The sequence below is a fragment of the Maribacter sp. R77961 genome, assembly GCF_044594925.1.
GTDB lineage: Bacteria > Bacteroidota > Bacteroidia > Flavobacteriales > Flavobacteriaceae > Maribacter.
Genome location: NZ_CP138991.1, coordinates 1,949,422 through 1,976,420, shown reverse-complemented (window position 1 = coordinate 1,976,420; position 26,999 = coordinate 1,949,422). Strand labels below are relative to the sequence as shown.

At 33.5% G+C, this 26,999-nt stretch carries 24 protein-coding genes; 16 read left to right on the top strand and 8 right to left on the bottom strand.

Features of this window, described 5'->3' with window-relative positions; all coding sequences use genetic code 11:
• Positions 1 to 1,128: a LytR/AlgR family response regulator transcription factor gene (locus SJY09_RS08645; protein ID WP_396638551.1), complete on the top strand. Its 1,128-nt coding sequence runs from the start codon at positions 1 to 3 to the stop codon at positions 1,126 to 1,128.
• A gap of 19 nt (positions 1,129 to 1,147) precedes the next feature.
• Here SJY09_RS08645 and SJY09_RS08640 read toward each other — a convergent pair whose 3' ends face one another.
• Genes SJY09_RS08640 through SJY09_RS08630 form a run of 3 tightly spaced genes read right to left on the bottom strand, consistent with a single transcriptional unit; the run spans position 1,148 to position 3,036 of the window.
• A complete protein-coding gene (locus tag SJY09_RS08640) occupies positions 1,148 to 2,071 on the bottom strand; it encodes a DUF5777 family beta-barrel protein (RefSeq protein WP_396638550.1) in 924 nt (307 codons plus the stop codon).
• Complete coding sequence (locus SJY09_RS08635) at positions 2,064 to 2,615, bottom strand: YceI family protein (RefSeq protein ID WP_396638549.1); 552 nt, start codon at positions 2,613 to 2,615, stop codon at positions 2,064 to 2,066. The genes SJY09_RS08640 and SJY09_RS08635 overlap by 8 nt, the downstream gene beginning before the upstream one ends.
• The gene (locus tag SJY09_RS08630) at positions 2,596 to 3,036 is read right to left on the bottom strand and encodes a hypothetical protein (RefSeq protein ID WP_396638548.1); all 441 of its coding nucleotides are present in this window, start codon (positions 3,034 to 3,036) and stop codon (positions 2,596 to 2,598) included. Before SJY09_RS08630 ends, SJY09_RS08635 begins: the two co-directional genes overlap by 20 nt.
• A 676-nt stretch (positions 3,037 to 3,712) precedes the next feature.
• On the opposite strand from SJY09_RS08630, the gene SJY09_RS08625 reads away from it, so the two are divergent.
• Together SJY09_RS08625 and SJY09_RS08620 are read left to right on the top strand one after the other, a co-directional pair.
• Positions 3,713 to 4,120 carry a hypothetical protein gene (locus SJY09_RS08625; RefSeq protein ID WP_396638547.1) on the top strand — a complete coding sequence of 136 codons (408 nt, stop codon included), beginning with the start codon at positions 3,713 to 3,715 and terminating at the stop codon, positions 4,118 to 4,120.
• 68 nt (positions 4,121 to 4,188) lie between these two features.
• Entirely contained in the window at positions 4,189 to 4,794 is a 606-nt protein-coding gene (locus SJY09_RS08620; RefSeq protein WP_396638546.1) for a hypothetical protein, read from the top strand.
• A 252-nt stretch (positions 4,795 to 5,046) separates the two neighbouring features.
• Here SJY09_RS08620 and SJY09_RS08615 read toward each other — a convergent pair whose 3' ends face one another.
• Positions 5,047 to 5,988, bottom strand: coding sequence for a lipid A-modifier LpxR family protein (locus tag SJY09_RS08615; RefSeq protein ID WP_396638545.1), 942 nt, complete (start codon positions 5,986 to 5,988; stop codon positions 5,047 to 5,049).
• 167 nt (positions 5,989 to 6,155) lie between these two features.
• Complete coding sequence (locus tag SJY09_RS08610; protein ID WP_396638544.1) at positions 6,156 to 6,704, bottom strand: carboxymuconolactone decarboxylase family protein; 549 nt, start codon at positions 6,702 to 6,704, stop codon at positions 6,156 to 6,158.
• An 834-nt stretch (positions 6,705 to 7,538) separates the two neighbouring features.
• On the opposite strand from SJY09_RS08610, the gene SJY09_RS08605 reads away from it, so the two are divergent.
• The 3 genes from SJY09_RS08605 to SJY09_RS08595 all read left to right on the top strand — a co-directional run bounded on the left by SJY09_RS08605 (position 7,539) and on the right by SJY09_RS08595 (position 9,723).
• Positions 7,539 to 8,099, top strand: coding sequence for a sigma-70 family RNA polymerase sigma factor (locus tag SJY09_RS08605; RefSeq protein ID WP_396638543.1), 561 nt, complete (start codon positions 7,539 to 7,541; stop codon positions 8,097 to 8,099).
• A gap of 12 nt (positions 8,100 to 8,111) precedes the next feature.
• On the top strand, positions 8,112 to 8,915 hold the full coding sequence (locus SJY09_RS08600; protein WP_396638542.1) for a TauD/TfdA dioxygenase family protein: 804 nt from the start codon (positions 8,112 to 8,114) through the stop codon (positions 8,913 to 8,915).
• A gap of 64 nt (positions 8,916 to 8,979) precedes the next feature.
• Complete coding sequence (locus SJY09_RS08595; RefSeq protein ID WP_396638541.1) at positions 8,980 to 9,723, top strand: cysteine hydrolase; 744 nt, start codon at positions 8,980 to 8,982, stop codon at positions 9,721 to 9,723.
• 259 nt (positions 9,724 to 9,982) lie between these two features.
• On the opposite strand, the gene SJY09_RS08590 is transcribed toward SJY09_RS08595, so the two are convergent.
• The gene (locus tag SJY09_RS08590) at positions 9,983 to 10,150 is read right to left on the bottom strand and encodes a hypothetical protein (RefSeq protein ID WP_396638540.1); all 168 of its coding nucleotides are present in this window, start codon (positions 10,148 to 10,150) and stop codon (positions 9,983 to 9,985) included.
• A 634-nt stretch (positions 10,151 to 10,784) separates the two neighbouring features.
• On the opposite strand from SJY09_RS08590, the gene SJY09_RS08585 reads away from it, so the two are divergent.
• The 6 genes from SJY09_RS08585 to SJY09_RS08560 all read left to right on the top strand — a co-directional run bounded on the left by SJY09_RS08585 (position 10,785) and on the right by SJY09_RS08560 (position 20,712).
• Positions 10,785 to 11,195 (top strand): DUF1348 family protein, encoded by a 411-nt coding sequence (locus SJY09_RS08585; RefSeq protein WP_396638539.1) that lies wholly within the window; start codon positions 10,785 to 10,787, stop codon positions 11,193 to 11,195.
• A 104-nt stretch (positions 11,196 to 11,299) separates the two neighbouring features.
• The gene (locus SJY09_RS08580; RefSeq protein WP_396638538.1) at positions 11,300 to 11,662 is read left to right on the top strand and encodes a VOC family protein; all 363 of its coding nucleotides are present in this window, start codon (positions 11,300 to 11,302) and stop codon (positions 11,660 to 11,662) included.
• Between the two features lie 178 nt (positions 11,663 to 11,840).
• On the top strand, positions 11,841 to 13,973 hold the full coding sequence (locus tag SJY09_RS08575) for a histidine kinase dimerization/phosphoacceptor domain -containing protein (RefSeq protein ID WP_396638537.1): 2,133 nt from the start codon (positions 11,841 to 11,843) through the stop codon (positions 13,971 to 13,973).
• Positions 13,974 to 14,201: 228 nt separating this feature from the next.
• Positions 14,202 to 16,307, top strand: coding sequence for a histidine kinase dimerization/phosphoacceptor domain -containing protein (locus SJY09_RS08570; RefSeq protein WP_396638536.1), 2,106 nt, complete (start codon positions 14,202 to 14,204; stop codon positions 16,305 to 16,307).
• Between the two features lie 89 nt (positions 16,308 to 16,396).
• On the top strand, positions 16,397 to 18,595 hold the full coding sequence (locus SJY09_RS08565; RefSeq protein ID WP_396638535.1) for a histidine kinase dimerization/phosphoacceptor domain -containing protein: 2,199 nt from the start codon (positions 16,397 to 16,399) through the stop codon (positions 18,593 to 18,595).
• Positions 18,595 to 20,712 (top strand): histidine kinase dimerization/phosphoacceptor domain -containing protein, encoded by a 2,118-nt coding sequence (locus SJY09_RS08560; RefSeq protein WP_396638534.1) that lies wholly within the window; start codon positions 18,595 to 18,597, stop codon positions 20,710 to 20,712. Before SJY09_RS08565 ends, SJY09_RS08560 begins: the two co-directional genes overlap by 1 nt.
• Positions 20,713 to 20,784: 72 nt before the next feature.
• Here SJY09_RS08560 and SJY09_RS08555 read toward each other — a convergent pair whose 3' ends face one another.
• Together SJY09_RS08555 and SJY09_RS08550 are read right to left on the bottom strand one after the other, a co-directional pair.
• A complete protein-coding gene (locus SJY09_RS08555) occupies positions 20,785 to 21,288 on the bottom strand; it encodes a LytR/AlgR family response regulator transcription factor (protein ID WP_396638533.1) in 504 nt (167 codons plus the stop codon).
• Between the two features lie 557 nt (positions 21,289 to 21,845).
• Complete coding sequence (locus tag SJY09_RS08550) at positions 21,846 to 23,204, bottom strand: sigma-54-dependent transcriptional regulator (RefSeq protein WP_396638532.1); 1,359 nt, start codon at positions 23,202 to 23,204, stop codon at positions 21,846 to 21,848.
• Between the two features lie 369 nt (positions 23,205 to 23,573).
• Here SJY09_RS08550 and SJY09_RS08545 point away from each other — a divergent pair, with 369 nt between their 5' ends.
• The 4 genes from SJY09_RS08545 to msrA all read left to right on the top strand — a co-directional run bounded on the left by SJY09_RS08545 (position 23,574) and on the right by msrA (position 26,644).
• Complete coding sequence (locus SJY09_RS08545) at positions 23,574 to 24,398, top strand: hypothetical protein (protein ID WP_396638531.1); 825 nt, start codon at positions 23,574 to 23,576, stop codon at positions 24,396 to 24,398.
• 190 nt (positions 24,399 to 24,588) lie between these two features.
• Positions 24,589 to 25,590, top strand: coding sequence for a type I glyceraldehyde-3-phosphate dehydrogenase (gene gap, locus SJY09_RS08540; protein ID WP_396638530.1), 1,002 nt, complete (start codon positions 24,589 to 24,591; stop codon positions 25,588 to 25,590).
• A complete protein-coding gene (msrB, locus tag SJY09_RS08535; protein ID WP_396638529.1) occupies positions 25,587 to 26,093 on the top strand; it encodes a peptide-methionine (R)-S-oxide reductase MsrB in 507 nt (168 codons plus the stop codon). Before gap ends, msrB begins: the two co-directional genes overlap by 4 nt.
• Positions 26,090 to 26,644, top strand: a complete 555-nt coding sequence (gene msrA / locus SJY09_RS08530; RefSeq protein ID WP_396638528.1) for a peptide-methionine (S)-S-oxide reductase MsrA — start codon at positions 26,090 to 26,092, stop codon at positions 26,642 to 26,644. Before msrB ends, msrA begins: the two co-directional genes overlap by 4 nt.
• Positions 26,645 to 26,999: the final 355 nt, after the last annotated feature.

Sequence of the window (26,999 nt, the reverse complement as noted above, 5' to 3'; positions counted from 1 at the left end):
ATGAGGAAAGACAGACTTTATTTATACACCTTTTTGGCAATTTCAATTCTCTTTGTAATAATTGGGGGTATTTCCGCTAAATATTATGTTGCACTTAGTGCAGAGCAGATGTTAAGTACCCAACTGGTTTCTAGTAAGAGAGAGGCAAAGGAGGTAGCGTCGTTAATTGGTGATCAATTTTCTCATGGGATAGTAAAGGAAGATATTAAGAGGAATGTTCAGAAGAGTATCCAAAATACGAACGACGATAATAGCTTTATCAGCATATTGGATTGGTCTGGCAAAAGAATATGCCATCCAGATATAACCTTAGTAGACACAAAGGTGCCTCAAGAGGGTGCTTCAGGATTTGTAATGAATAAAGAAATAAGTGCGGAAAATTTCTATGATTTAATTTTAAACGCTACTAAAGATCAAACAGATGTTTTAGTCCTTAATCCTGTACCAAATTCCGATTGGATTATTGCAGCCTATGCTAATACGGGCAAAATAAGCAAGCAAATTAAAGCAGTAAGAAACCGATTCTACACAATTTTTGGAATTATGGGCTTCGTTATTGTGCTTACAAGTGTTTTTACCGTAAGGTTAATTGGTAGTCTTTATGAGAAAAAACTAGAAATTAAAAATGAGGCTTTGGAGACCGAGGTAATAAGCTTGGCAAAACTGAATAGTGATTTAAGTGATTATCAGAAAAGGGTTAATCAAGATATTCCAGAGCAGCAAGAAAATTTAGAAACAGAAAAGCAGGCTAAAGAAACCAATGGAAGAGAAGATACTGTAACGGAAAAAAGTAAAATAAGAATTCTAACATATTTAAGAAATGAATTACTTTCTATAGCAACAGATGAGATTGCTTACATCTATACAGAGCACACCATTACCTATGTAGTTGATATTCATGGAAAAAAATCCACTACAAATTCAAGCTTAGATGAGTTGTATTCCGGCCTTAATGATAGTTATTTCTATAGGGCTAACAGACAATTCATTATTGCCATATCCTCTATACAGAAAATTATACGTTACGGTAATAACCAATTAAAAATTGTAGTGAATCCCAATTCTGAAATAGACATCATTATTGGGAAGAACAAGGCGGCCGAATTTAAGCAATGGTTGAACCTGTAAATAATAAGGAGTCAAAAACTTATCTTTTAACTTGTTTTAGATTTTTGGATTTTCTTTTGTTCAAATGCAGGATATAGGTGGCGTTTACCCCTATGTGTAGGCCACCCGGTCTAAAATGAAAGTTATTAGGATTAAAATTATAAATAGCAATATCATCAAAACTCTTACTGTTGGTAAACGAGAAGTGCATAATTAAATCTCCTACTTCCCAATTTATACCCAGCCCAAAAAGATTAAATCCTTCTTCAGCTTCATTGCGCCCCAAGAGATAACCGTATTCGCCAGCCAAGGATACATGGTTACTCAATTTATACCGACCTCCAAACCCTAATAGGAATAAGTCATTTTTTCCGGGTACTGGTTGATCTGTACCCATTCTTATGTAGCTTGGTGAAAATTGTAAGGAAAGATTTTTATTGAACTTTCTTGCGATAATAATTTGGCTTATGTACGATAATCTTTCTGTAGAATTTTCCGGTAATGTGAAGGTTCCAAAATCTGTTGAGAAATATGATAGGCCCTGAACCAATGTAATCCCTAGAGGAACATTTTTATCCTTCCTTTGTCGAACTAACCTATATTTTGCAAAACTATTGAAATTACCGTCTACGGAACCGATACCTGCGCCGAGAGTAAATCGATCAGAAAATGCATACTGCATACCAAAATATCCGGAAAACCTGTCAGCACCGAAGCTTTGGCTAGCATCATTATTGGGAATGTTCCAATAGCGCGTACCAAGAAGAAATTCCAGTGTTCCTTTTTTTCTCGTTTCTACGGACTGTGTTAAAACCACCCTATTTCCCTTAAAGGTAGCCTGCGTATACATAGGCATATCGGGCGTTTCACTTTCTATTATATCCAGTAGGTCTTGCGCTGTTGTTCCTAATACAACGAATAGAAGAAGCGCTAGGGTCGTTAACAGTGATAGTTTGTTATTCATAAGGTGTGTATTCAAACCTGAACATTACTTGTATTTCTTTTGATATATTGGGTACTAGTAAGGGAGGGACTGTAATTGCAAAATCTGCAATACGAACGTTAAAACCCCCCTCCATGACAAAAGTGTCGTCATCGTTTTTAACCAAGGTTTTTATCTCTACTGGTTTTTGAACTCCGTGAAAATCCATAATACCTTTAATAAATATGGGGGCATCACTTATTTCCTGATTTTTGAGAGCCTCGGTAGTACCTGTAAACGTGAGTTTTGGATACGTGTCCGACTCCACATAGCTTTCGTTGAAATGTTCTTCCATAAGCGCTTTCTTAAAGACAAAAGCACGCATCAACATTTGTACTGCTATTTCACCACTTTGGCGATCTATAACACTTACCACTTGGTTATTGGTAGCTTCAATATTTTCTACGGCCGTGTAGGAAAAGAAAGAGACTTTTCCTTGACGGGCAATTATCTTATTACCTTGGCCAAAAAGACCCAAGTGTAATAACAATAACAGAAATAATAGGTTAGTTCTTGGATTTTTCATTAATAGGTATGCAATTTAACATTATTACGTCTAAAAGATATCCCTTGCAGATGCCTTTTAGTGTTATGGTATCTCCTATGACCAATTTATTTATTTCTTTTAATGATGAAGGAGACATATCACACATTATAAAATGCTTTGTAAATAATTCGCTTTTCAGTAGTATAGTATATCTGTCGTTAATAGTAGATATATCCTTAATTGTCCCCTCTACTTCTATTACCTTATCAACGTAGTTCAAATTTGCTTCACTTTCGTTATCCTTAAAAAGTTTTATAAGCTCTTCTACTCGTAAATTTTTAGTGGTGTCAGCGGTTGTAACATTTTTAAGTGCTGGTTCTTCATATACTAAATAACCCCAAATACACAATAGCAGTAGTGCAGTGGCGAGTAGTCCGTAAATGAAATTTTTAATTTGCATTTGTAGTATCAAATTTATAAAAAACGGGCAAGCTTATGGGGGCTTTGCTTACCCGCTTTTGTCATAGCAACAATGTTTCCCATCGTCAGAACAAAGTAATGGTGAAAGGAGTAAACCTTTCTTAGGAACCTTGTGGAAAAGGAATTATCGGCTTTAAAAGTGAATTTTAATAACACATAATGCCTTAAAAGTGTTTTAAGATTTTGTATTTCGTATCGTCATTCTGCATAAAACCAATGCTCTATGGATTTACTGTATGTCCAAAGTATTTGCCGCTATGGATAAATTGGTGAGTTGAATAGTATGATAACTCATCGCAAATAATGATACTTCAAGAGGTTAACATTCATGGCCTATTAAAAGCTTAGATTATAGGTTTTGCCTTTAATCCGTTTCAATATTCTTATCTGTGTGGGTAAGCATTTTTTTGTGCTTAGTTGAAGCAACTAACCTTTACTGTTCTTTTTTTTATAAATCTATTGTTTTAAGCATAAGGATGATGATATATTTTAATAAATCAAAACTGATTTGCACCTAATACTACTACTTCAATTAAACGAAGTTCCTCACTTTAACTATTATACCCTGTAAACAGGGTATAACTTTTCAATAATTGCAGGGTGGTAGACATCCGTGCTATCACGGATCTTTGAACAGTACTCAGAAAGCAATAATTATGAAAATTAAAATGATTCCTTTAGTGTTATTATTATGTTTATTGTCTTGCCACAACAATAGAGAAATATTAGCAGAAACTGAATTTAAAGTGTCTACTTTAACTTCAGACGTCCTAATCCAAAAAACCGCAGCAATTCCATTTTCAAATCCTAACAAGACAGCTATTGCTACCCTTTCGGTATCTGGAAAAAGTATTTTAAACGGTACAGCCACATTTAAGGTCGTAAATGAAATTGGAGAAGAGCTACATTGTGAAACATTTCCCGCCAAAAAGCTTATTCAGCCAGAATATAAAATTGCAAATAGCGTACTTCAAGAAATAAATATTAGGGAAGTGGTTGATGCTTATTTTGTGAATAGCGCGACTTTTAAACCGGGCGATAGCTTGCCTTACGTAAGCCTTTAGGCAATAGCCTATTTGTTTTTTCGTTACTGTAAATTAGTATTTTACTAACCTTTTAATACCTAAGTAATATGATTTTCTTTGGAACCGGATCAGCAAATATAGACACCAAAAAAACTAAAAACACGGTTTGTCAACATTGTAAAACGGATAACTCGTTATTTATAAATATTTATAGAAGACATGCCCATGTCTTTTGGATTCCCGTTTTTCCGTTAGGCAAGAGTGGAAGCTCTTATTGTAGTCATTGTAAGGAGGTGCTTTCTCAAAAGCAAATGCCCGAAGACCTAAAAATGGAGTATAAAAACATTAAAGGAAATGCGAAAGGTCCTTTATGGCAATTCGCTGGACTAGCTGTTCTTGCATGTTTAATTACTTTTGTTATTTATTCCGGTGGAAAGGATAAAGAGAACACTCAACTATACCTTAATGTACCTGTCATAGGCGACGTATACGAGTATAGGGCAAATAATGGCAACTATTCTACAATGAAAATAAGAAGAGTTACGGAAGATAGCTTGTTCTTATCCTTAAATGACTACGAAATTAACCGAATCTCAAGACTATATAAAATAGAAAAAAACGAAAATTACCCAGAGGATACATATGGATACTCAAAGAGTGAAGTGAAGCTTATGAAGCGGCAGGGTATCATACTAAACATTGAGAGAGATTAAAGTTTACCTTTTTTAATACTAAAGTGGCCTCTTCTAAAACTTATACTTTCATTCTAAATCCAACCGCTAATACTAAACTATTACTCACAGCTATGGTGAAAACCTAGTTATTATGTTCGTGCAGCGTGGTATTTAGTTCTAACACAAGGGCTATTTTAGTGTAAAATTCAAAGTACGCTTTTAGATATAATAAAAATATGTGGTATGGCTTATTACTAACGTAGTTTGTTTTTTCAGTTTCATGTGCAGTGTTTAGAATCTAAGCGCTCCGGTAAGCATTATATATTGTTGACTGTGATTATCAGTTATTTCACCACTAGAATACATATACCTGACACCTATCGTCAATTTATCATTTGCGTAGTACCCTCCCATATGGCCATTTAGAAATTGATTATTTATAAATTCGCTGTCTAAAAAATTGAATTCTTCTATTTTGTCGCCTTGTATGGTGGCATTGAAACCAGAGAATTTTAGGGCAATACCGGCATCCATAAAAATTTCTTTATTAGACATACTAGCCAGTATTGAGTTTTGAAAAGAAGCAGTTTCGGCAAGGGGATTAAATATACCCCAACGCAGGTTAATTCCAGAATTTACATAAGCGAATATGTTACCGAGTGATACATCTGCAACACCATAGACATTAAAGCTTTTACGGGCATAAAATGTTCGTGCATAACTGCCACGTAGGTTAAAACCAAACTGATTTTCTATTTGGTTGCTCCAATCCAAGGTTGGGTCTCCAGTAATTGTTTCGTGAAACCAGTTTTGTATATCACCAGCTTTTGAAGCTGGGCCCAATATGCCTACATCCACGGCTAATCTTAAAAATGATGAAGAAAAACCGTAAGTTACCCCTAGTTCGGCATAGCTCCACCCAGCATAAGGCCTATCTGTCTCTGTGTTTTCTCTTTCATAATCTGGGGTGTAGGCTTCTATATTAAGCCCTAGATATTGAAAATAGCCTGTCTTTTTTTTAAACAATTTATCTAAGAATATAGGCTTCTCGTTACGCCATCTAAATGAGGCGTTGATGCCATAAGTATAATACCTGTCTGATTCGGAAAGTAATACTAAAAAGTCATTATCAGTTCCTAGCTCTACTTCAAATTGATAGCGTTTTGGTATTGCTTCTTGTGCAAGACTATACCGTAAAAAACATAATAGCAGAATAGCGAGTAGTGTTTTCATTGGTATTGGTTTATTTTCCAATTTATTCTTTTGATCGTTGGTAGTGAATCTCGACAAATTTCATTACGTAAAAGCGTGAATAAAAGAATGGTTAAATCTTAATAAAAGAGGCTCGTTCATAGCAGGAACCAAGCCTCTTTTCATACAACTAACTATGGGGGGCATTACTATGCTAACGCCGCATCTAATGGTGCCGCAACAGGAAAATCTACAGGAACTCTTGTTGTGTTGTTAATATAATTTGATATGGTCTTGTCACCTACCAAGGATATGGTATCGATTAGATTTTCTTTAGTCCAGCCAGCGTTAAAGAAATTTTCTAGTATATCTGCATCTGTGTTACCACGATTTTCCGTGATGTTTTTTGATAATCTTGCCAACGCATCCAGCTTATTGTCGAAAGAGGCTTTACCGGCACGTAGCTCAAGAATTTGATCTTCTGAAAAACCGTTCATTTTTCCTATTGCTGTGTGTGCAGACAGGCAGTATTCGCATTTATTTACTTGGCTCACAGCAAGATTAACAACTTCTTTTTCTTTCGCTTTAAGCGATGTTTTTGCATTTGTAAAATCTAAGTAATTCTTAAGAGCATTTTCTGAGTATGCATAAGTTGCAAAAAGGTTGGGAACAAACCCTAGTGCCTTTTCAAGGTGGTCAAAAATTCCTTGGTTCGTAGTGTTTACTTCTTCCCTTGTCGGTACATTAAACGTTGTCATAATTTCTAAAATTTAAAAGGTTAATAACTATTATATTTATTTTTTGTTGACAGAAAGGTGCGAGCGTTTAAAAGGTTTTGAAATACATCTATTACCTAGTAAATTATTTGGTCCTTTCTAAATTGTAATTCGCCTGGCCTTAATAAGAACATTAAAACCGTTACTAACCTTAATGGCAAACCTAGTGCCATAGATAGAATTATATTTAATTAATTGAATTTTAGAGTATTACGTATTTCTTTAACTATCTTCAACCTCCAATATCCTGTAATTATCCAACTGTTGGTAGGTTTGAGCACCACCTGTTAGACTGGAGATGTTAGCACTAGAAAAGTTTCAATGTGAATTTTTATTATAGATTTGTCCTTTTAAATTGTAATGCAACAAAATGAGTCAGTTTTGAATGCAAGACCAATACCCAAATAGCTAATTCGTTGTAGACTAATCTTTTTGTTTATAAATCGGTGAGCTCAAAAAAATTCCAAAAATATCATACGGCTTATTACAAAAACTAAGAATATTTTGGTGATACGATGGTGAACATCCTTTTTTAATTAAATATATATTATCCAAGTTTCCTTGGCATTTTATCGAAGAAATTCGGGTATAAAAAAGTGTCTATAGTAAATTGGTAGATCATACCCAATGGTCTAGATTTAAACCTGAGTGCCGTCAAGCAAGTTGCCCTGAGTTTCTTTCCTAAAATTTATTCCTTTATTGTTACAACTACAATATACTGTGTATTAAAAATAAGACTATGATTTTAATATTCTGATATACAGCACTTTGAGTTTTGGCATGGTTGTGACTTAGTTATTGGCAAGTACAAAAATTATGAGCACAGCAAAAACAATCATTAATGCCGATAAGTGGATAGAAAACTATCAAACTTATCTTTTTAATTACGCCAAATTACGTATACACAACCGTCTTGATGTGGAAGAGATTATTCAAGATACCTTTCTGGCCGCGTGGAAATCTAAAGACAAATTTCAAAACAGAAGTTCTGAACGAACTTGGCTTACAGCAATTTTAAAACATAAAATTATAGATTATTATAGGCGCAAATCTTCTAAAAAAGGAAAAATAGAACGCTACTCACTATCACATGACGAGTACCGGGATAATTACCATTATGATGTTGCCATCTCACAACCCGAGGAATGTATACTCTCTAATGTTAATCTAGAAAATGTAGAACGCCTTTTTGATGATGCGCTAAAACATATCCCTGATTCACAATCCAAGGTGCTACGTTTACGAGTTTATGACCAAATGAACACAGAGGAAATTTGTGATAAACTCGACATTTCAAAAAACAATGCCTGGGTATTAATGTGCAGGGCCAGAAAAACGATTGCCACGCATTTTGCAAAATATGATTACGCCGTATAATTAAAGAATATAATGGGATTTTTCAATAAAAAAGGAACTAAAATAGCACCACTGGTATATAAGAAACTTAATCCGCATATTGGGATTATAGTTGAAAACCTATATGACATTACTAAGGTAAGCACCTCACAAAACGAAGAACTTAAATCTTTAGTGCGAAAGCATAGCGTAGTTGTTATAAAAGGCAAACGCACCTGGACGGAAGATGAGCAAAAAGCATTTACAAATCAATTAGGGAAACTAGAATTGCCCGTAGTCTATTCCATACCACCTACCCAATTAAAAACACAAGCTATTGATACAAGGATAAAGAGAGGCTCTGGTGTGTTCTGGCATTCTGATAATTCCTATCAGGAGAGTCCTTCGTATTTAAGTGTCTTTCAAATGGTTGAAATTCCATTATCTGGTACTAAAACATCTTTTGCATCTTTAATGAATCTATATAAAAACTTACCAAAAAAAGACAAGTTGCTTTGGCGGGATTATGGTGTCGTATACCGCGATACCATAGTGCATCCGCTATTGTGGAAGCACCCATTTAATGGTAGACGCACCGTATATTTTGACATTGGCTTTTCTACGGATATTCGTAACCATTGCGATGGTGGAAAGCTGTTGCCTATGAAAGAAAGTAACCAGATATTTAATTATATCAATGAGCGATTGTCAAATGAGGAATCACTTATAGAACACGCTTGGGAAGAAGGTGATATCATTATTTTAGATAACTACTCCGTTGCACACAGAGCCGATATTTTAATGGAAAATGAACAACGAACCTTACTGCGTATGACCACGGAGGGTGTATACTTTTAAAAGAGCATTATTCTTAAGTCCAGAACAATTAGAAATTTAGTATAAACAATTTAAATAAAGAGCAATGAAAAATTTATGTAAAACAATTTTAGTAGGCATTACGGGAATTACAAGCGTATTTGCACAATTACCAGAGCCTGGTTTTGTTATTGACGAAACTACGGCAATAGTAATTACTGACCCTCAAAACGATTTTCTAAGTCCGCAAGGTGTAGCATGGGGCGCTGTTGGGGAGAGCGTAAAAGAAAACAACACCGTTGAAAATTTGGAAACCATCTTTAAACTGGCAGAGCAGCACAACATGCCTGTCTTTGTATCGCCCCATTATTACTATGTACACGATCATGTTTGGAAATTTGAAGGTGTATTGGAAAAATTAATGCATGACATTAGTATGTTCGATAGAGGGGATCAGCTAAAAATTGAAGGTTTTGAAGGTTCTGGTGCAGATTGGTTGCCACGTTATAAAAAATATATTGATAAAGACAGAGTAGTTGTAACGGGTCCGCATAAAGTTTTTGGTCCAGAATCCAATGATTTAGCCCTACAACTTAGAAAGCAAAAAATTGATAAGGTCATCCTAGCGGGAATGTCCGGTAATCTTTGTGCAGAATCTCATATGAGAGAACTCGGGGAAAACGGATTTGAAGTTGCTGTTGTTGGCGATGCTACTGCTTCTGCTAAGCTTCCGGGGTTGGATGGTAACCAGGCAGCGCAGACCAATTACAGAATGATTGCCAGCAAGGTGTATACCACTGAAGAGTTAGTTACAGATTTAAAAAATTCAAAGATGATGAAAAAGAATTAATAGAGTTCATTTTGAGTTAGTTTAGTTGTTTAGTTGGTTAACCCGTTGGGTGTTTTAATTTTAGTTTAAAATGCACAGCGGGTTTTAGTATTCATAAACCTTTCTGAAAATAGTAATGTTTCACACGCCAATGCCATGGGTCATTAAAAGGATTTCAGTAATTAATTTCTAATTTCTACAAGATTAAAATCAAAATCTTTAGTATGGATTATCCAGTGAATAAACCACCCTTTAAATTCTTGGTAAAATCTGCTAATTCTTACATTTCCACATAATGATTCTTCATGGCCGGATTTACATTCCCATAATTAAAGTTTTGACGCCTCCAAAAGGCTGTGGCGGCAGCAGCGTAAACGGTAAACGCCTTCAATACCTTTTTTTCAATATCTAAAAGCGTCATTTCTTTTAAATCTATTATTGTTGCCATATGTTCCTATTAGATGTGCTCCATTTTTAAATCAAAAACTCCATATACCAGTTAGTTCATACTAATTAAGGTATACGGAGTTTCCGTAGGACAAAAACCTATTTTCCCGATGTCTTCCTTAAGATAGAAAATAAGTATGTAACTGTAGTTACAAAATTTTTACCATTAAAAATATATGAATTTGTAAAAACGAAAATAGGGTGTTAGACAAGAATTCGTTTGTTGGTATAGGGTTGAAAATCTCATTGTAAATCATATTAAGTATACCTATTACCCTCTTCCTATCTTACTATTGTACAAAGTACATTTCAATCTCTTTTATTAGGGATTTTTTATAGAAAATAATTAAGAGATTAAGGACTGTATTACGGCACTAAGATTGAACATTCCAAGATATTGTACTTATACGATATCTTGTGTTTTTGCAGGAGTATTTATATTTTAATTATCTGCAAACATTTGATAATGAACTATTTAACATTAAATATGATTTTGGCATGCGTTTGGTCTATTAAAAAGTAGTCTTCCATTTAATAGTCTAAATTAATAATGACTTATAGTCTATTAGATGGAGTACGAAAACTGAATTACAATAGTAACGAAGTAGTAAATAGCGCTAACTAGAAAACGTTGTATGGAACAAAAATTTCCATTACCATCTTTTATCGAAGAAACAGCAAAACAGAAAGTGCAATTATCTGAAGATGCTTGGAACACTAAAGATCCTCTAAAAGTATCTAAGAATTATGCCGTTAATACGGAGTGGCATATTGTAGGTACAATTATAAAAACTAGAGTTGAAGTTAAAAACTTTCTAATCGAAAAATGGAACAATGAATTTGATTTCAAACTCAAAAAAAAATTGTCCGTATTTACGGATCATGTAATAGCGGGACACTTTGAGTATGAATATCAAAATAATGAAGGTCAATGGTATAGGGCAAGTGGTAATGAAATTTGTGAATATGATACCAACGGTCTAATCCGAAGAAGATACACTAGTATTATTGATGAAAAGATTGAAGCATCAGAAAGAAGACTCTAGAAGACCAACACGCTCATAAAACAAATCAGATTACTAATCTTTCTGTTAACTAAAGTGAAATAAACCATTTTCAATGTATATCATGTTAACTTAATACAACACTAATGGAAATAAAAGAAGCTATCGCAGCAATACCAATGACCAATGTTCAAAGAGCAAAACAATTCTATGGCGAAACTTTGGGGTTTACACTAAAAACCTTGAGTCAAGACCTACATATGTACTATGTACTGGTCGGCACCAGTTTCTTTTTACTTTATCTAAGAAATGAGAAAAGCAAGGCGGAACATACCAGTTTAAGTCTTACAGTTGAAAATATTGAAATGGCCGTTGCTCAATTGGAGCATAAAGGCATATCCCTTTATGAGGACAAAGGAAATAAAATCTTTGATTTGGATGGAAGCCTATCCTCTTGGTTTATCGATAGTGAGGGTAATAATCTTGAAATTAGTCAAAGAAGATTTTGAAGCAAAAAAGTTGGCACATGTTGATGGCTAAATCATATCAAATCAAGGTGTTCAAAAAAAATTAAACTTTATGGTTTGTTACTAGTATTAAACTCCCTAATTAGGACTTGAACTTTATTTTGGAAAGAGCTTACGCATGGTTTAACTATATTTAATAAAGTCTTATTTAACAACCAAAATGAAAACACTAACCAAACTTCGCCCCTTTCTTTGCTTATTTCTAATGGTTTTGCACTTACCATATGGTTTTGCACAAACCCAAAATGATGATACAGTATTAGATAGTCTTTACAACTTGGTAAATGATGCTGATACCAAGAAAGAAAAAGTTAAGACTATACTGGCATTATGCAGGCATTACAAGGAATCTTATACTATAGAATTAGATAGTCTTTACTACCACGCGAATACGGCGCTAACACTTTCTGATTCTGATACTGATTTTCAAGAAGAAAAGGTTGAAGCACTTTATTATCTAGCTCGCCACGCTATTGAAATAGAAGAAAACAATAAAGCTAAGAGTTACATAACCCAAATTAAATCGATTTCTGAAAAAATTTCCTTCGGTATGGGTTTCGTATATGCAGCTAAACTCTCTGGCAGGATTAGTTATTTAGAAAATGACTTAAACATGGCTTTCCTGAATTATGAGAAGGCCTACCAGACAGCGAAAGACTATAAATTACCTGAGCCTATAATTTTTAATACGGCATTAGAACTCATTAGAATTTATTCAAATAATCGCTATAATAAAGAAATTGTTGCTATGCTACTGTTTGAGAATGTTGCGATAGCTGAGAATCCCAATATAGCAATAAAAGACAGCGCCTTCTTTTATTTCTACTTAGGTTTTTATTATGACATTTATGATATCGATGTAGACAAATCTATTGCAAACTATAACAAGTCTATAGCATTATATATGCAGATAAACGATGAAATAGGATTATTTTCTCCATTGATTAATTTAGCAGAATCTTATCAAAAAGATAATGATCATCATAAGGCAATAGAAACATTTAATAGCGCTATAGCAGTCGATTTAGGCACAAGACAAGCCGATGCAGATAGTTATATTTATTATGGCTTAGGTTTATCGTATTTTGAGTTAAAAGACTACGATACTTCAGAATATAACCTTAGAAAAGCAGCCGAAGCCAATCGCATAATTAAAGACCCTTCTGGGGAAGCCGATTGTCTAAGACTAATAGGTGAAATTTATTTAAAAAAAGGAAGCGCAACTAAAGCGAATACTATTTTAAACAGAGCTGTAGAAGGGTATAAAAAGGGTGTTGTACAATTACGAAAACAAAATCCTTTAAATGAACTAATTTCATACGCATACGAGCAAATATCAGAAATTTATGAACTCACAAACGACTATGAAAAGAGTTTACAGTACCATACCATATATACTGCATTCAATGATAGTATCAATAATGCCCAAAACACAAAAGTAACTGAGCGTTTTAAGTTTTTAAAAGAGGCTACAGAAAAAAACAAAGAAATTGAAACCTTAGAAAATCAAAACAAAATACAACAGCTAAAAGCAGAAAAGGAAAAAACATATAAAATAGGCTTATTACTGTTTTTAGGGCTAATTGTACTACTCTTATTTGTTATAATTAACAGATACCGTTTAAAGCAAAAAGCCCTGAAAATAATTCAACAAAAAAACGAAGAAAATAAATTGTTAATGCGCGAAGTTCATCATCGTGTTAAAAACAATTTACAAATTATTTCAAGTCTTTTAAGTGTTCAAATTAGTAATAGTGAAAATGACAAATTAAAAATAATACTTAAAGAAAGCCAAAACAAAATAAAATCGATGTCTTTAATACATCAAAACTTGTATATGGGCAATCAGTTTGCTACAGTGTCTGTTCAAAGCTATATCAAGGAACTCGTACACGAGATTAAAAATAGTTACATAAATAATAACATCACTATAAACTTTAACCTAGATATTACAGAAAAACAAATTCCGATAGGGCTTGCCGTTCCTCTAGGCTTAATACTGAATGAATTGATTATCAACGCCTACAAATATGCTTTTATAGATAAGCACGGAAAAGAAAAGAAAATTGGCATACGTTTTCATCAACTAGAAAACACTTCTAGATATTCACTTATTGTTAAAGACAACGGTAAAGGCTTATCAGCAGATTTTAATGTAGATAACCTATCGTCTTTTGGCCTACAGTTGGTTTACGGCTTAACGGAACAATTACATGGCGAAGTTAAGATAACCCAAGATAAAGGCACTACGTTTAACATCATCTTAGAAGCGCCCAAGGAACAAATAACTTAAACCCTTTTTCTTATTTATGATTTATTTTAAAATATTAATAAAATCCCAAAAATGGGTTTCATACCCCTTTAAGGGTACCTTGCCAGATTGTTAAAAACTCCTTGTAAACTTCTAGTGCGAATTAGAAGGATTACATGTCAAAATCAGGGAATGTTAATTATAATAGCTTAAAAATTAGTTTTTTATCTTTAAAGAATTGAACTGCATTTTGTAGCACTAAATTAAATAATGTCTATTTCTAAATTAATAAGTTTCACGCTTTTTTTACTTCTTACTTTCCATGATGGTTTGGCGCAAAGTAAAATAAACACGCAAAAATTAGACAGTATACATGTATTGCTTAAAAAGAGCACAAACACCACAAAAAAAATTGATGCGTTACTCGCATTATGCAACTATTATAGAAAAATAAATACCGAAAATTTAGATAGTCTTTCTCATTACGCTACTAAAATAATTAACCTTGCGGGTTCTCAAAAAGAACTTGAAAATAGGAAAGTAGATGCACTGGATCATTTAGCTTTTGTAACATATTATAGAAGGGAAAATGACCTTGCAAAAAAGTATATTAAGGAATATAAAGAAATTTCACAAAAAACAGGTTATGGTACCGGCTTAAGCAATGCCAGTTATCTTTCTGCTTATTTAGCGTTAGATGATGGGGATATAAATAAGTATATCTATCAGTTAGAAAATGCGTACCAAATAGCCAAAGATTATAACGTGCCGGAACCAGTGATCTTTAAAATGGGAATTGGGTTATCTTCTGGGTATTCCGTATATAATTTTAATTCTGATCTCATTGCCAATGTATTGCTTGAAATGCAAGATTTAGTGGAAAGTCCTGATATCTCCCTACAGGACAAAGGTATTTTTTATCTGGATTTGGGTACGTTATATGATGCAACCAATGAGCAAGAAAAAGCTAAATTAAATTTTGAGAAATCAATACAATTTTTCAAAAGTGATAATAATTTTATTGATTTGCACGCCCCGTTAATTAATTTGGCGAGCTACTATAATGGCGTTGGCAACCCTAAAAAAGCCATAACTATTTTCAAAGAAGCTTTAGCTTTAGATGTGCCTTACGCACGTGCGGATATTTATTACGGTCTCGGTCTCTCTTTCTTTGGTTTAAAAGACTACAAAGAATCCGAGAGTAATTTTAAAAAAGCAAAAGACTACTATAACGAGGCCAATGATTATAGGGCCGTAGGGGATTGTTTAAATTTCCTAGGAAAAATTTATTTTGAAAAAAAAGCCACACAACAAGCCAATTTCTTTTTTGACCTTGCCATAAAAAAATATCTAAAAAGTATTGCGTCAAACAAAAAAAACAATATCAAAAAAACTGAGATTACATCGGCCTATTTTAAAATAGCCAGTATCTATAAAATCCAAAATAATTTTAAAAAAAGTTTAGCATACCATAAACTTTACGCCAGTTATAAAGATAGTGTGGCCCTAAATCAAAATCTCAAAAAAAGTGAGCGTTATGATTTTTTCAAAACAACTACGCAAAAAAATAATGCCATAAAAAACCTGGAAACCGAAAGTAAACTACAAGAAATACGTAATTCTAAAGAACAATCTTATAGAATAGGGGTATTAGTACTTACAGTATTGATCTTACTATTGTTAGTTATTGGAATCAGTAGAAATCGCCTTAAACAGAGGGCCATAAAAGCAATTAGGGAAAAGAATGAAGAGAATAAATTGTTAATGCGAGATATTCATCATCGTGTTAAAAATAACCTTCAAATTATTTCTAGCCTTTTGGGTGCTAAAATAGATAGTAACGCTGCTGATGAGAACATAAAAAACATTTTACAAGAAAGCCAGAATAAAATACGCTCTATGGCGATTATTCATCAAAATTTGTATCAAGGCAATCAGTATACTAAAGTATCTGTAAACAGTTATGTAGAGGAACTTATCGCACAAATTAAAAATAGTTTTACACAGCATTCTAACGCTATTTTTTTTGATGTAGACATAGCACCCAAAGAGATACCAATGGGGTTGGCTGTACCGCTAGGATTAATACTGAATGAATTGATTATCAACGCCTACAAATATGCTTTTATAGATAAGCACGGAAAAGAAAAGAAAATTGGCATACGTTTTCATCAACTAGAAAACACTTCTAGATATTCACTTATTGTTAAAGACAACGGTAAAGGCCTACCAGCTAATTTGGATCTAAATAACCTATCATCCTTTGGACTACAGTTGGTATTCGGTTTAACGGAACAATTACATGGCGAAGTTAAGATAACACAAGATAAAGGTACTACGTTTACCATCATATTAGAAGAGCCTCAGGAAGCCTAAGTTATTCGCCTTTAAACGTAAATCAATGTAAACCAATTATTTATAAAAAACTTTAACTTAGAAAAAAAAATAGCCACCAACCAAACACTATGTCTAAAGCTAAAATCTTTCTCTTCATTATAAGTATACTTTTAATCTGCCCACTTGGTTTTGCCCAAACCACTAAAATAGATCTCGAATTAAAAAGTTTACACATAGCCATTAAACAGGCAAACAACACACAAAATAAGGCCAATACATTACTAGATTTATGTCATTATTTTGCAAAAATAAAAGCATATAATACAGACAGCTTATCGCACTATTCTCGTAAAGCCCTAAAGCTTGTAGCAGAAGAAAAAGATTTAGAAAAAGAACAAGTACAAGCCTTAGCACATTTAGCCTTTGCTTTATCTAAAAACCCTAAAAAAATAGATAGTGCAACATATTATTTAGACCATGCCAAAGCGATTACCAAAAGATTAGATTATAAGTATGGTATTGTAGAAACATCTAGGGTTACTGCGTTTATGTATCTTGATAAAAGAGAGTATCGTAAGTACATGTACAATTTAGAAGTGGCTTATGAAAATGCTAGATTGCCCAAATACAATTTTCCAAAACATATTATTTTACGCCATACAATGAATTTAGCAGAGTCGCATCTGTTTCTGCACGGAACTCGAGGGAGACTTCCTAGGTTACTGTTGGTTGAAGGCATAGCTTTGGTAGATGGTCCTAAAGTATCCTTAGAGGATAAAGCACGCTTGTATTATAACACGGCTAGACTGTATGATTTTCAGGATGATGATGATGAGTTAGATATGAGAATTTCATACTACGAAAAAGCAATTGAATGCTTTGACAAAGACGGCAATACCGTTTTTGGTGACCCCAAATTTAGACTTGCAAAATTATATAAACAAAAAGGAGATTATGAAAAAGCGATAAAGGCGTACAAAGATGTAATGGCTTTTCAGCATAAAGATTATGAAGGCCGTTGTTATTATGGCCTTGGAGTTTCTTATTTTGAATTAAACGATTACGATGCTGCACTAGAAAATTTTAAAAAATTTATAAAAAACACTGCTGAATCGCCTTCTAATTTTGAATTAAATATTTATGATACTTATGAAGAAAAAATAGATCTATTGCTAGCAAATTCTACTTTAATGCCACCTAACAAAAATCTAGGCGACGCGTTTATAAAATTAGGTAAGATTTATAAAGATCAAAACAATGTTAAAGATGCGAATAGCTACTTTAAACGTGCAGAAAAATTTTATGCGGATGCTATAGCAAAAAATGATGATCCGCATTATAATGAAAGTAATTATGCTAAATTAACAGAACTTCATAAACTTAATGATAACCACAAAAAAAGTTTAGACTACCTTAAAGATTATACTACAGCCTACGATAGTATTTATATGAAGGAAAAGTTTTACGAAAGAGAAAATTACGTAATTCTTAAAACGAATAATGAGAAAGACACTGAACTCATAATTTTAGAAAACAACAAAAAAATAGAAGCGCTAAATGTAGCAAATGAAAAGTTTCTAAAATGGCTGTTTTTAATACTTTCCGTACTTGTTTTAGTTGTATTACTGCTACTCTTTAAACGCTACCGTGCCAAACAAAAATCACTTACCATTATAAAAGAAAAAAGTGAAGAAAACACCTTGTTAATGCAAGAAATACATCACCGGGTTAAAAACAATCTTCAAATTATTTCTAGCCTTTTAGGTGCTAAAATAACTACCCATGCTACAGATGAAACTATAAAAACAGCATTGCAAGAAAGCCAAAACAAAATAAAATCTATGGCTATTATTCATCAAAATTTATACGAAGGTAATCAGTATACAAAAGTAGCGGTAAATACCTATATAGATGAACTGATAGTGCAAATTAAAAGTAGTTTTGATGATACCTATAAAGCTGTAGTGTTCCAACTAGACGTCCCTTTTAAAGAAATTATGATGGGACTTGCAGTGCCTTTAGGCTTAATGTTAAATGAATTGATTACCAACTGTTATAAATATGCTTTTTTAAACCATGATAACCAAGAAAAAAAGATTAGCATCCGTTTTCATCAACTAGAAAATACCACTAAATATAGACTTATTATTCAGGATAACGGAAAAGGATTGCCTGCTGATTTTAATGTAGATACCTTATCTTCATTTGGCTTACAATTGGTGTATGGCTTAACCGCACAGTTAGATGGTGAAGTAACAGTTACCCAAGATAAAGGCACCACGTTTACTATACTACTAAATGAACCTACTATAAATACCACTCATTAATGGCTTCTTATAAATTATTAATTTGTCTTTTGTTCTTATTTGTAAACACACAGTTGGGTTTTGCGCAACATAATACCAATGCTAAAAAATTAGATAGTTTACAGCGTGTAGTAGCAAAAAACGAGGACTCTAAAAAAACAAGTACAGCACTACTCGCTTTAAGTGCCTATTACGCTCAGGAAGATACTCAAAATTTAGACAGTCTTTATTATTATGCTAATAAGACCTTAGATGTAACAAAAGGTAATACTGAGCTAGAAGAACAAAACGTTGATGCTTTGTCTTATTTAGCCTATCATGCTTATAAAACAGAACAAATTGACAGTGCCAAAGCCTATAACGCACAAGTTAAATCTATTTCAGAAAAATTAATCTACGGTATGGGTTTAAGAAGTGCATCCGTACTTTCAGGTTTTATAGGTGAAAAAGAAAACAAACCAAACTTAGCTGTATTTTATTTTGAAAATGCCTATAAAGTATCGAAAGATTATAAGTTACCCCAAAACGTACAATTTAATACTGCTTTAGAATTAAGTAGTGCGTATCTAAGATTAAAATTTCCAAAAAAAGATATTTCCACTGTATTATTTGAAAATTTAGCTATAGTTGATGCACCAGGTATCACCGTAAAAGAGAAAGCGCATTTTTACTTTAATTTAGGCGTTTTTTATAGTGACTATAACAATGACCACGACAAAGCCATAGAAAAATATACTGCAGCTATAGCATTATTTACAACGCATAATGCTATTGAAAAATTACATGATCCGCTAATGAAGCTAGCAGAATCGTATCAAAAACAGGGCCGTCCTAAAAAAGCCATAGAAACACTACAAAAAGCTATGTCTACTGCAACATCTTTAAAACAATATAATGTGTATGGTGCTATTTACTATGGTTTAGGGGTGTCTTTCCTTAATGCAAAAGATTATAATGCAGCAGCGTCTCATTTTAAAGAAGCTATTAATGCGTATCAAAAAAATAACGATGCTATTGGAGAAGGCACTGGTTTGCAAAAAATAGGTGAAATTCATCGGATAACAGGGAACACAAAAAAGGCTAAAGAGACATTACACCATGCTATTAATGTGTGTAAAGAACGTATTGTGCAATTACAAAATGAACAACCTTTAAATGATGAAATTGGAAAAGCATACCTGCTAGTAGCTGAAATTTACGAATTAAACAAAAACTATAAAGAAAGTGCAGTCTACTATAACCTTTACAATAAATTCAGGGATCAGGTCTATAAACATCAAGCAGTCTTAATTCCAGAACAATTAAATTATTTGGAAGAGGAAATAGTAAAAACTAAAGCAATTGAAATTTTAGAAAGTGAAACTAAAATTAGAGAAATAGAAGCCGAAAAAGAAAAAAATTTTAAACTCGGTTTGGGCCTTTTTTTAGCACTTACAACACTGCTGGCATTCATTATGTTTAACAGATATCGTTTAAAACAAAAAGCACTAAAATTAATTAGTCAAAAAAACGAAGAAAAGAAATTATTGATCCGAGAGATTCATCATCGTGTTAAAAATAATCTGCAAATTATTTCTAGCCTTTTAGGGGTAAAAATTAACAGTACCGCCAATGATAAATTAAAATTAATTCTTCAAGAAAGCCAAAACAAAATAAAATCTATGGCTTTAATACATCAAAATCTTTATAATAAAGATGAATTTTCAAAAGTTTCAGTATCTTCTTACATCAGGGAACTGGTCGACAATATTCAAAAGAGTTTTGACCAAAGTAAAAACGCAATTCAATTTCAGTTTGATCTTCAAGAAAAGAAAATTCAAATAGGGTTAGCCGTCCCGTTGGGTTTGATAATTAATGAATTGATCACCAACAGCTATAAGTATGCATTTGCCAATAAAACGAGCAATGCTAGTACCATCGCTATTACATTTCATCAAGTGAAAAATTCGCCTAAATTCTTGTTAGCAATTACTGATAATGGCATTGGTATGCCATCTAGTTTTGATATTGAGAACGCAACTTCGTTTGGATTACAATTGGTGCATGACCTTGTAGAACAACTTAATGGAACTATACATACAAACAGTAAGCAAGGGACATCACTTGAAATAATAGTTGAAGAACCTGTTGCTGCTTAAAAAGATTTTATCTCGGAGGATCTTCCATAGCATTGTAATTTAAACTCTCCGTTTTTTTCCGGTTTAAAGCTTTTAGCTATTTAACCAGTTTTTAAAACGAAGTGCTTTATTCTTACCCACAAACACTCTTATATCTATACTTGGTTGGGTTAGTATTTTTAATCCTTGCCCTAGTCTAATGATTTTTTTGATAGCGGACACCCCAAGAATAATTTGTCTGTTTATTCTAAAAAAATCGTGACCGTCTAGTTGCATAATAAGATGATCTAAGCTACAATTAGTTGTGCTCTTTTGACCATCCATAGTTACCACATAGGTAATAGAATTATCGGTATATATACAGGCAATTTCTGAAACGGAGACAACTAATATTTCATCGCGAAAATAAGTAACAATACGCTCTCTAAGATTAATTTGGTTACACTCCTCTTTTTCAGATACAAATTCTTTTTCATGTATAGATTCACAGTCATCATCAACTGTTTTCAACGAAGTTTCTTCTGTATATAGGTAGGTAAAAGTTGTTGCTTTTGGTTTAAATGAGAGACTCCGTAATTGATAATTTATGGATAACATAATTTATGAATTTTAAAATGTGAATATTAGGTAATCTAAGGTTTAAGTTATTTCTCAACGGGTCATAAGTTCTTGTTTAGTTTTCTTAATATGTTTCCAAAACAGAGGTGCGTTTATTTCTGAATAATCAGAAATAAATAAAATTCACATCCTACCTAATAGTTATTCGTAAATACTTTGATAGTACTGTTGTGTCTTTTTATTGAATTTTGCATAGCCCTATAATTTGGAGTTATTACTTTCATTACAGGAATAGGCTAAAGTTGTGCCAAAACTTAAGGTTTGTATAAATGATTGAAAATCAAATGTTTGTTTTTAAAATCTCTAGTTTGATTTAAAAATCTTACACGAAATATAGGAGTGATACAGTATATTGAAGTCCTGTTTGCAGTTTTAGTCTCTTGCATAAATTACAAGTAATAGGTCAAAACTGATAAAAAATAATGGGAATCGATAACAAGAAAATTTTCTCTGATTGTGGAAATTGAAACAACTATAAGAATGATGAAAATTAGAAATTTTTAATACGGCTATATTCCTTCTATTATACTTTATATTTAGCTAAAGAGTGTTGATTTATTAATCCCTAACTTCTTAATCTTAAAATCTAGCGTATTGGGATGCAGCTTTAATATCTCTGCAGCACCATTAGCACCACGTACTTTGCCGTTACAGTATTTTAAGGTTTCAATAATTTGCTCGCGTTCTATTTGTTCTAGAGATTTGAGTTGAAATTCTTTAGAAGAACCGTTTTTAACGCTAGTATTGGCCTCTAGTTCTATCTGCAACTCTTCACTTTCATTAAGCAATAGCGCCCTATCGATAACGTGCTCCAATTCTCTAATATTTCCTGGCCAATTGTAGCTTAATAATGCTTTTTCGGATGCCTTGGATAACTGGGTGTTCTCTTTATTAAAACGTTCTGCGGCTTTTTCCAAAAAATGGTTGGCCAAAGGTAAAATATCGTCATGGCGTTCGCGCAATGGAGCTACGGTTATAGGAAATGTGCTGAGCCTAAAATATAAGTCGGCCCTAAAGGTGCCGTCGCTTACACATTGCGATAAATCTTTATTAGTTGCCGCAATAACACGCACATCTATTTTTTTCTGTACAGAACCACCTACGGTTTCAATTTCTTTTTCTTGTAAAACTCTAAGCAGTTTAGACTGGCTAGTAAGTGGTAATTCGCCTATTTCATCTAAAAAGATAGTGCCTCCGTTGGCCTGTTCAAATTTTCCTATTCTTTTTTCGGTCGCACCTGTAAAACTTCCTTTTTCGTGGCCAAAAAGAACACTTTCAATAAGTTCTGAGGGCAATGCAGCACAATTAACTTTAACAAGCTTATTGTTCTTCTGATTTCCGTTTAAATGAATAGTATTCATTATAACTTCTTTCCCTACACCTGTCTCACCGCTTATTAAAACCGTAACATCTGTAGGGGCTACGAGCTGTGCCTTTTTTAAGGTTTCTTGTAATTTTGCACTTTCACCAATAATCCCTGATGATTTCTTTATGCTTACTTTTTTTACATTTTCGATGACCTCCTCCTCTAAAGCAACAGAGCACATTTGCAATGCAACTCGTATGTCACGCTCATCAAAAGGTTTCAGGATATACCCTAAAGGATGTGTGTTGTTCATCTGGCTTATAATGGCGTTATCAGAATAGGAGGTAATAAACAGATGCGGTATACTATATTTTTTAGTCAGAATTTTTGCTAATTCTATTCCATTCCTGTCACCTATAATATTGATGTCCAATAGTGCAATATCAGGTTTTTCGGCCTGTACGGCTTTTAGCGCTTCGTCTGCAGATTTAGCTAAGGCCATCACCGCATACCCAAGTTGGGTGACTATAGTTCGAATATCATTTGCGATCAGGAATTCATCTTCTACGATGAGTAGCTTTTTGGACATAGGTTGAGCGTTCTGCGGTCTAAATTAATATTTTTTTCTGGATTTACTTTTCATCAGCTATTAATATGCCAAAATAACGCACTTATAAAATGCTGATTAGAAGGGATATGTGTAAAGTACTATTTTTAAAACTAACATATACTGTGAGGGTCACAATTTTTGTGATTTTATTTCTTGTCATCTTCAAAGTATAATAGTTCTATTTCGTAAAAATTAATAGATACAATATTGTGAGCACTCCAATATATTGTGTATATGTTTTTGTATGTATTTTCACTCAATTGTTGTAAATATTTAATAATCAGTAATTTAAATTAATAAAAATTATTGGCACGACTATAGAGTGTTGTATATCAAATCTTTATAAATATGCAACATTATATCATTTGTCCTAGGTCTGGCGGTCTTTTTCTGTTTTCAAATTTTAATGAAGCTACTACGCAAACCCTTCTTGCATCTAGCGCCTTGTATAAGGTTATTTATAACCGTGGCGAGGCTACCCAAGTCTATATTAACAACTCCAGAGCCATGGTAGGCAAAGGGGAGGTGCTATTTTGTAAACCATTGCAATGCGTTGAAGTATCACATCCGCAAACAGGTTTGCAGGTTATCGCGTTTAATAAGGATTTCTATAATCTAAAAACAGTAGATGAAGAAAAAGAGTTCTATGGATTTTGGTTTTTTGGATTTAAACACTCCCTAATCATCACTCTAAACGAAATTGAGCAGAACTTTTATAATGTCATATTTAACAATATTGAGCAAGAATTAAATTATACCAATGGCTCTACAGTAACGCAACGCGATATTTTAAAGCGAATTATTCGCATAACAAGTATTAAGATACAAACTCCAGCAAAGAAGGTTATTGTAGAAAATTTGCAATTAGATATTGTCAAACGCTTCAGTCAGCTCATTGAAGCTCACTTTAAAAAGAAAACAAGCTTTGGGGATATTGTTAAAGGGCAATCTAAAAATTCGTCATTTCTACATCAGCTATTTGGCAGATTCTTCAGTAAGCCTAGCTCATCAGAAAAGGGTTGGGTAAAAAAAGAAGAGCAATTCTATAATTCAGGAATCCACATAAAACCTGGAATTGCAGCAAAATCTGGGACTGCTTTTGTGAATTCTAAGTTAAATACTAAAGGTGTTGTACCCCTATTTCCAAAAACAGAAACGCGATTAAATACCTAAAACAATATCTTATGACACTAAAAAAGAAGATACGGGATTACCTATTTATTGCCAGTTGTGCGATAGAATTCATCAAGTTGAAGCTACCTAACCTTGATGGCGATAAGGCTACTCAAACTAAATTTTCAACGATGGCAAGCCCTGTTAATACCACTTTCAACCAAAAAAACTATAAGAAAACCAATAAATTATGAAAATAGCCATCAACGGAATGGGGCGCATCGGGAGAACTGCGCTCAAAGTCATCTTAGAACATAAGGAATTAGAGATCATAGCGGTAAATGATATTGTAGCGATAGAGAATGTAGCTTACTTATTAAATTACGATACCGTTTACGGAAAATATGAGTCTAAAGTAAGACATACCGAGACAGCACTTATAGTAGGCGATAAAACCATATCCTTTTATAGCGAGCGTAATCCAGAAGAATTGCCTTGGGAGGAGCTTCATATAGACTTAGTTATAGAAAGTACTGGTGTTTTTACCACCTATGAAGATGCCGAAAAGCATGTAAAGGCGGGAGCGAAAACAGTCATTATTTCTGCACCTACCAATAGTGTAAATGCACCAACTGTAGTACACGGTGTGAATACCGAGGCCGGACATACTTCTATATTCTCTTGTGCGAGTTGCACCACGAATAACATCAGTCCGATTGTTGAAATTCTAGGACGGCGCCTTGGAATTAAAAAGGCAATTATGACCACCGTACACGCATATACCGCATCACAAACTGCGGTTGATGGTCCCAATAAGAAGAACTTTAGAATGGGACGTGCTAGTGCGGCAAACATCATCCCCACCACTACAGGAGCAGCAATTGCCACTACTAAAGCTTTACCAGAATATGAAGGAAAATTTGATGGTATTGCCATTCGTGTGCCTATTCCCGTTGGTTCCTTATCTGATATGACCTTTGTTATGGATAAAAATGTAACCGTAGATCAGGTAAATATCATTCTGGAAGAAGAAGCAAAAACGGATAGATACAAAGATGTCATAGCTATTACATACGACCCTATAGTTTCTTCGGATATTATTAAAAGTCCTTATGCTTCTACTGCAGATTTAAGCATGACACGTGTTGTAGATGGTGATTTACTTAAAGTAATGACTTGGTACGATAATGAATGGGGATTTACAAACCAGATGGTTAGACAAATTTTAAACATAAAAAATAATCAAAAATGAATTGGAACACCATTGTAGAGTATATCACTTACGGAAATCTTCTGCCAGACCATCGCGTTGAAAAAACGGATGAAGAATGGAAAGCTATCTTAACACCACAGCAATATTGGATTACGCGGCAAAAAGGCACGGAAAGAGCTCATACAGGCACTTTATGTAACGTTTTTGAAGATGGAAAATATAATTGCGTAAACTGTCGGGAACCTCTTTTTGATTCCTTCAGAAAGTTTAACTCCACATCAGGCTGGCCTTGCTTTACTGCACCCATAATGCCAAGTGCAATAAAATTCTTAAAAGACAAATCACACGGGATGTTACGAGTAGAAACGTTGTGTAACACATGTGATGCTCATTTAGGACATGTTTTTCCTGATGGGCCAAGCGCAACAGGACTGCGTTTTTGTGTCAATTCTGAAGCTATGGTCTTACAAAAAACCATAAAATATTTATCAAAAATTACCAGCAATCATAATTGCATAGCTACACAAATACCACAATTATGAAAAATCAAAACAATTTTACAATGCTCGCCACTTTTGGTGGTGGTTGTTTTTGGTGCACTCAGGCTATTTTTCAAGAGGTAAGAGGTGTCATAAATGTGACTTCTGGTTACAGTGGTGGTAATATAGCTGATTACCCATCTTATCATGCAAAATGCTCAGGAATGATTGGTCACGCCCAAGTAGTTCAGTTAGAGTATGACCCAAATGTCATTTCGTATGAAGAATTGTTGATTATTTTTATGACTACTCACGATCCAACCTTACTTAATCAACAAGGCACCGATATAGGCTTACAATACAGGTCCATCATCTTTTATGAAAATGTAAAAGAAAGAGCTATTATCGATATTGTAATTAAAGAATTACAACCCTATTTTGATAAGCCTATTGTTACTGAGGTAAAACGTTACGAGCGCTTTTTTAAAGCAGAAGAAAGGCAGCAACAATATTACCAACTCAATAAACAATACGGTTATTGTACCACAGTTATGGAACCAAAGATGGCACAATTTAGAAAGCAATATGCGGAGCGTTTAAAGCCGACTGCTTAATCATTCATCCAAGTAGTAAGTAGTATATCTAATGAAAGCCGCGTTGTATATGCTCTTCTTCATAGTGGTGTTAAATAGTAGTAACCAAGTAAAGCAACATTTAGAATTCTTGAAGTTTTAAATTAGTGCATATATTAGACTTTCTTAAAGGTAAATATGTAATTATCTTTTTTAAGTGACACAAACGGTGTACTAAGAATGCTAACGATGATAGCCCTTGAATATATGGTATGCGTAATGTTTCATATTAACAAATAACTTTTCACAGAAAAATACTTTTTTAAGCCAATAGAATTTCTGTGAGTTACCCAAAATGGACACTTTATTAAACGATGAATATTATCTAATCACTACG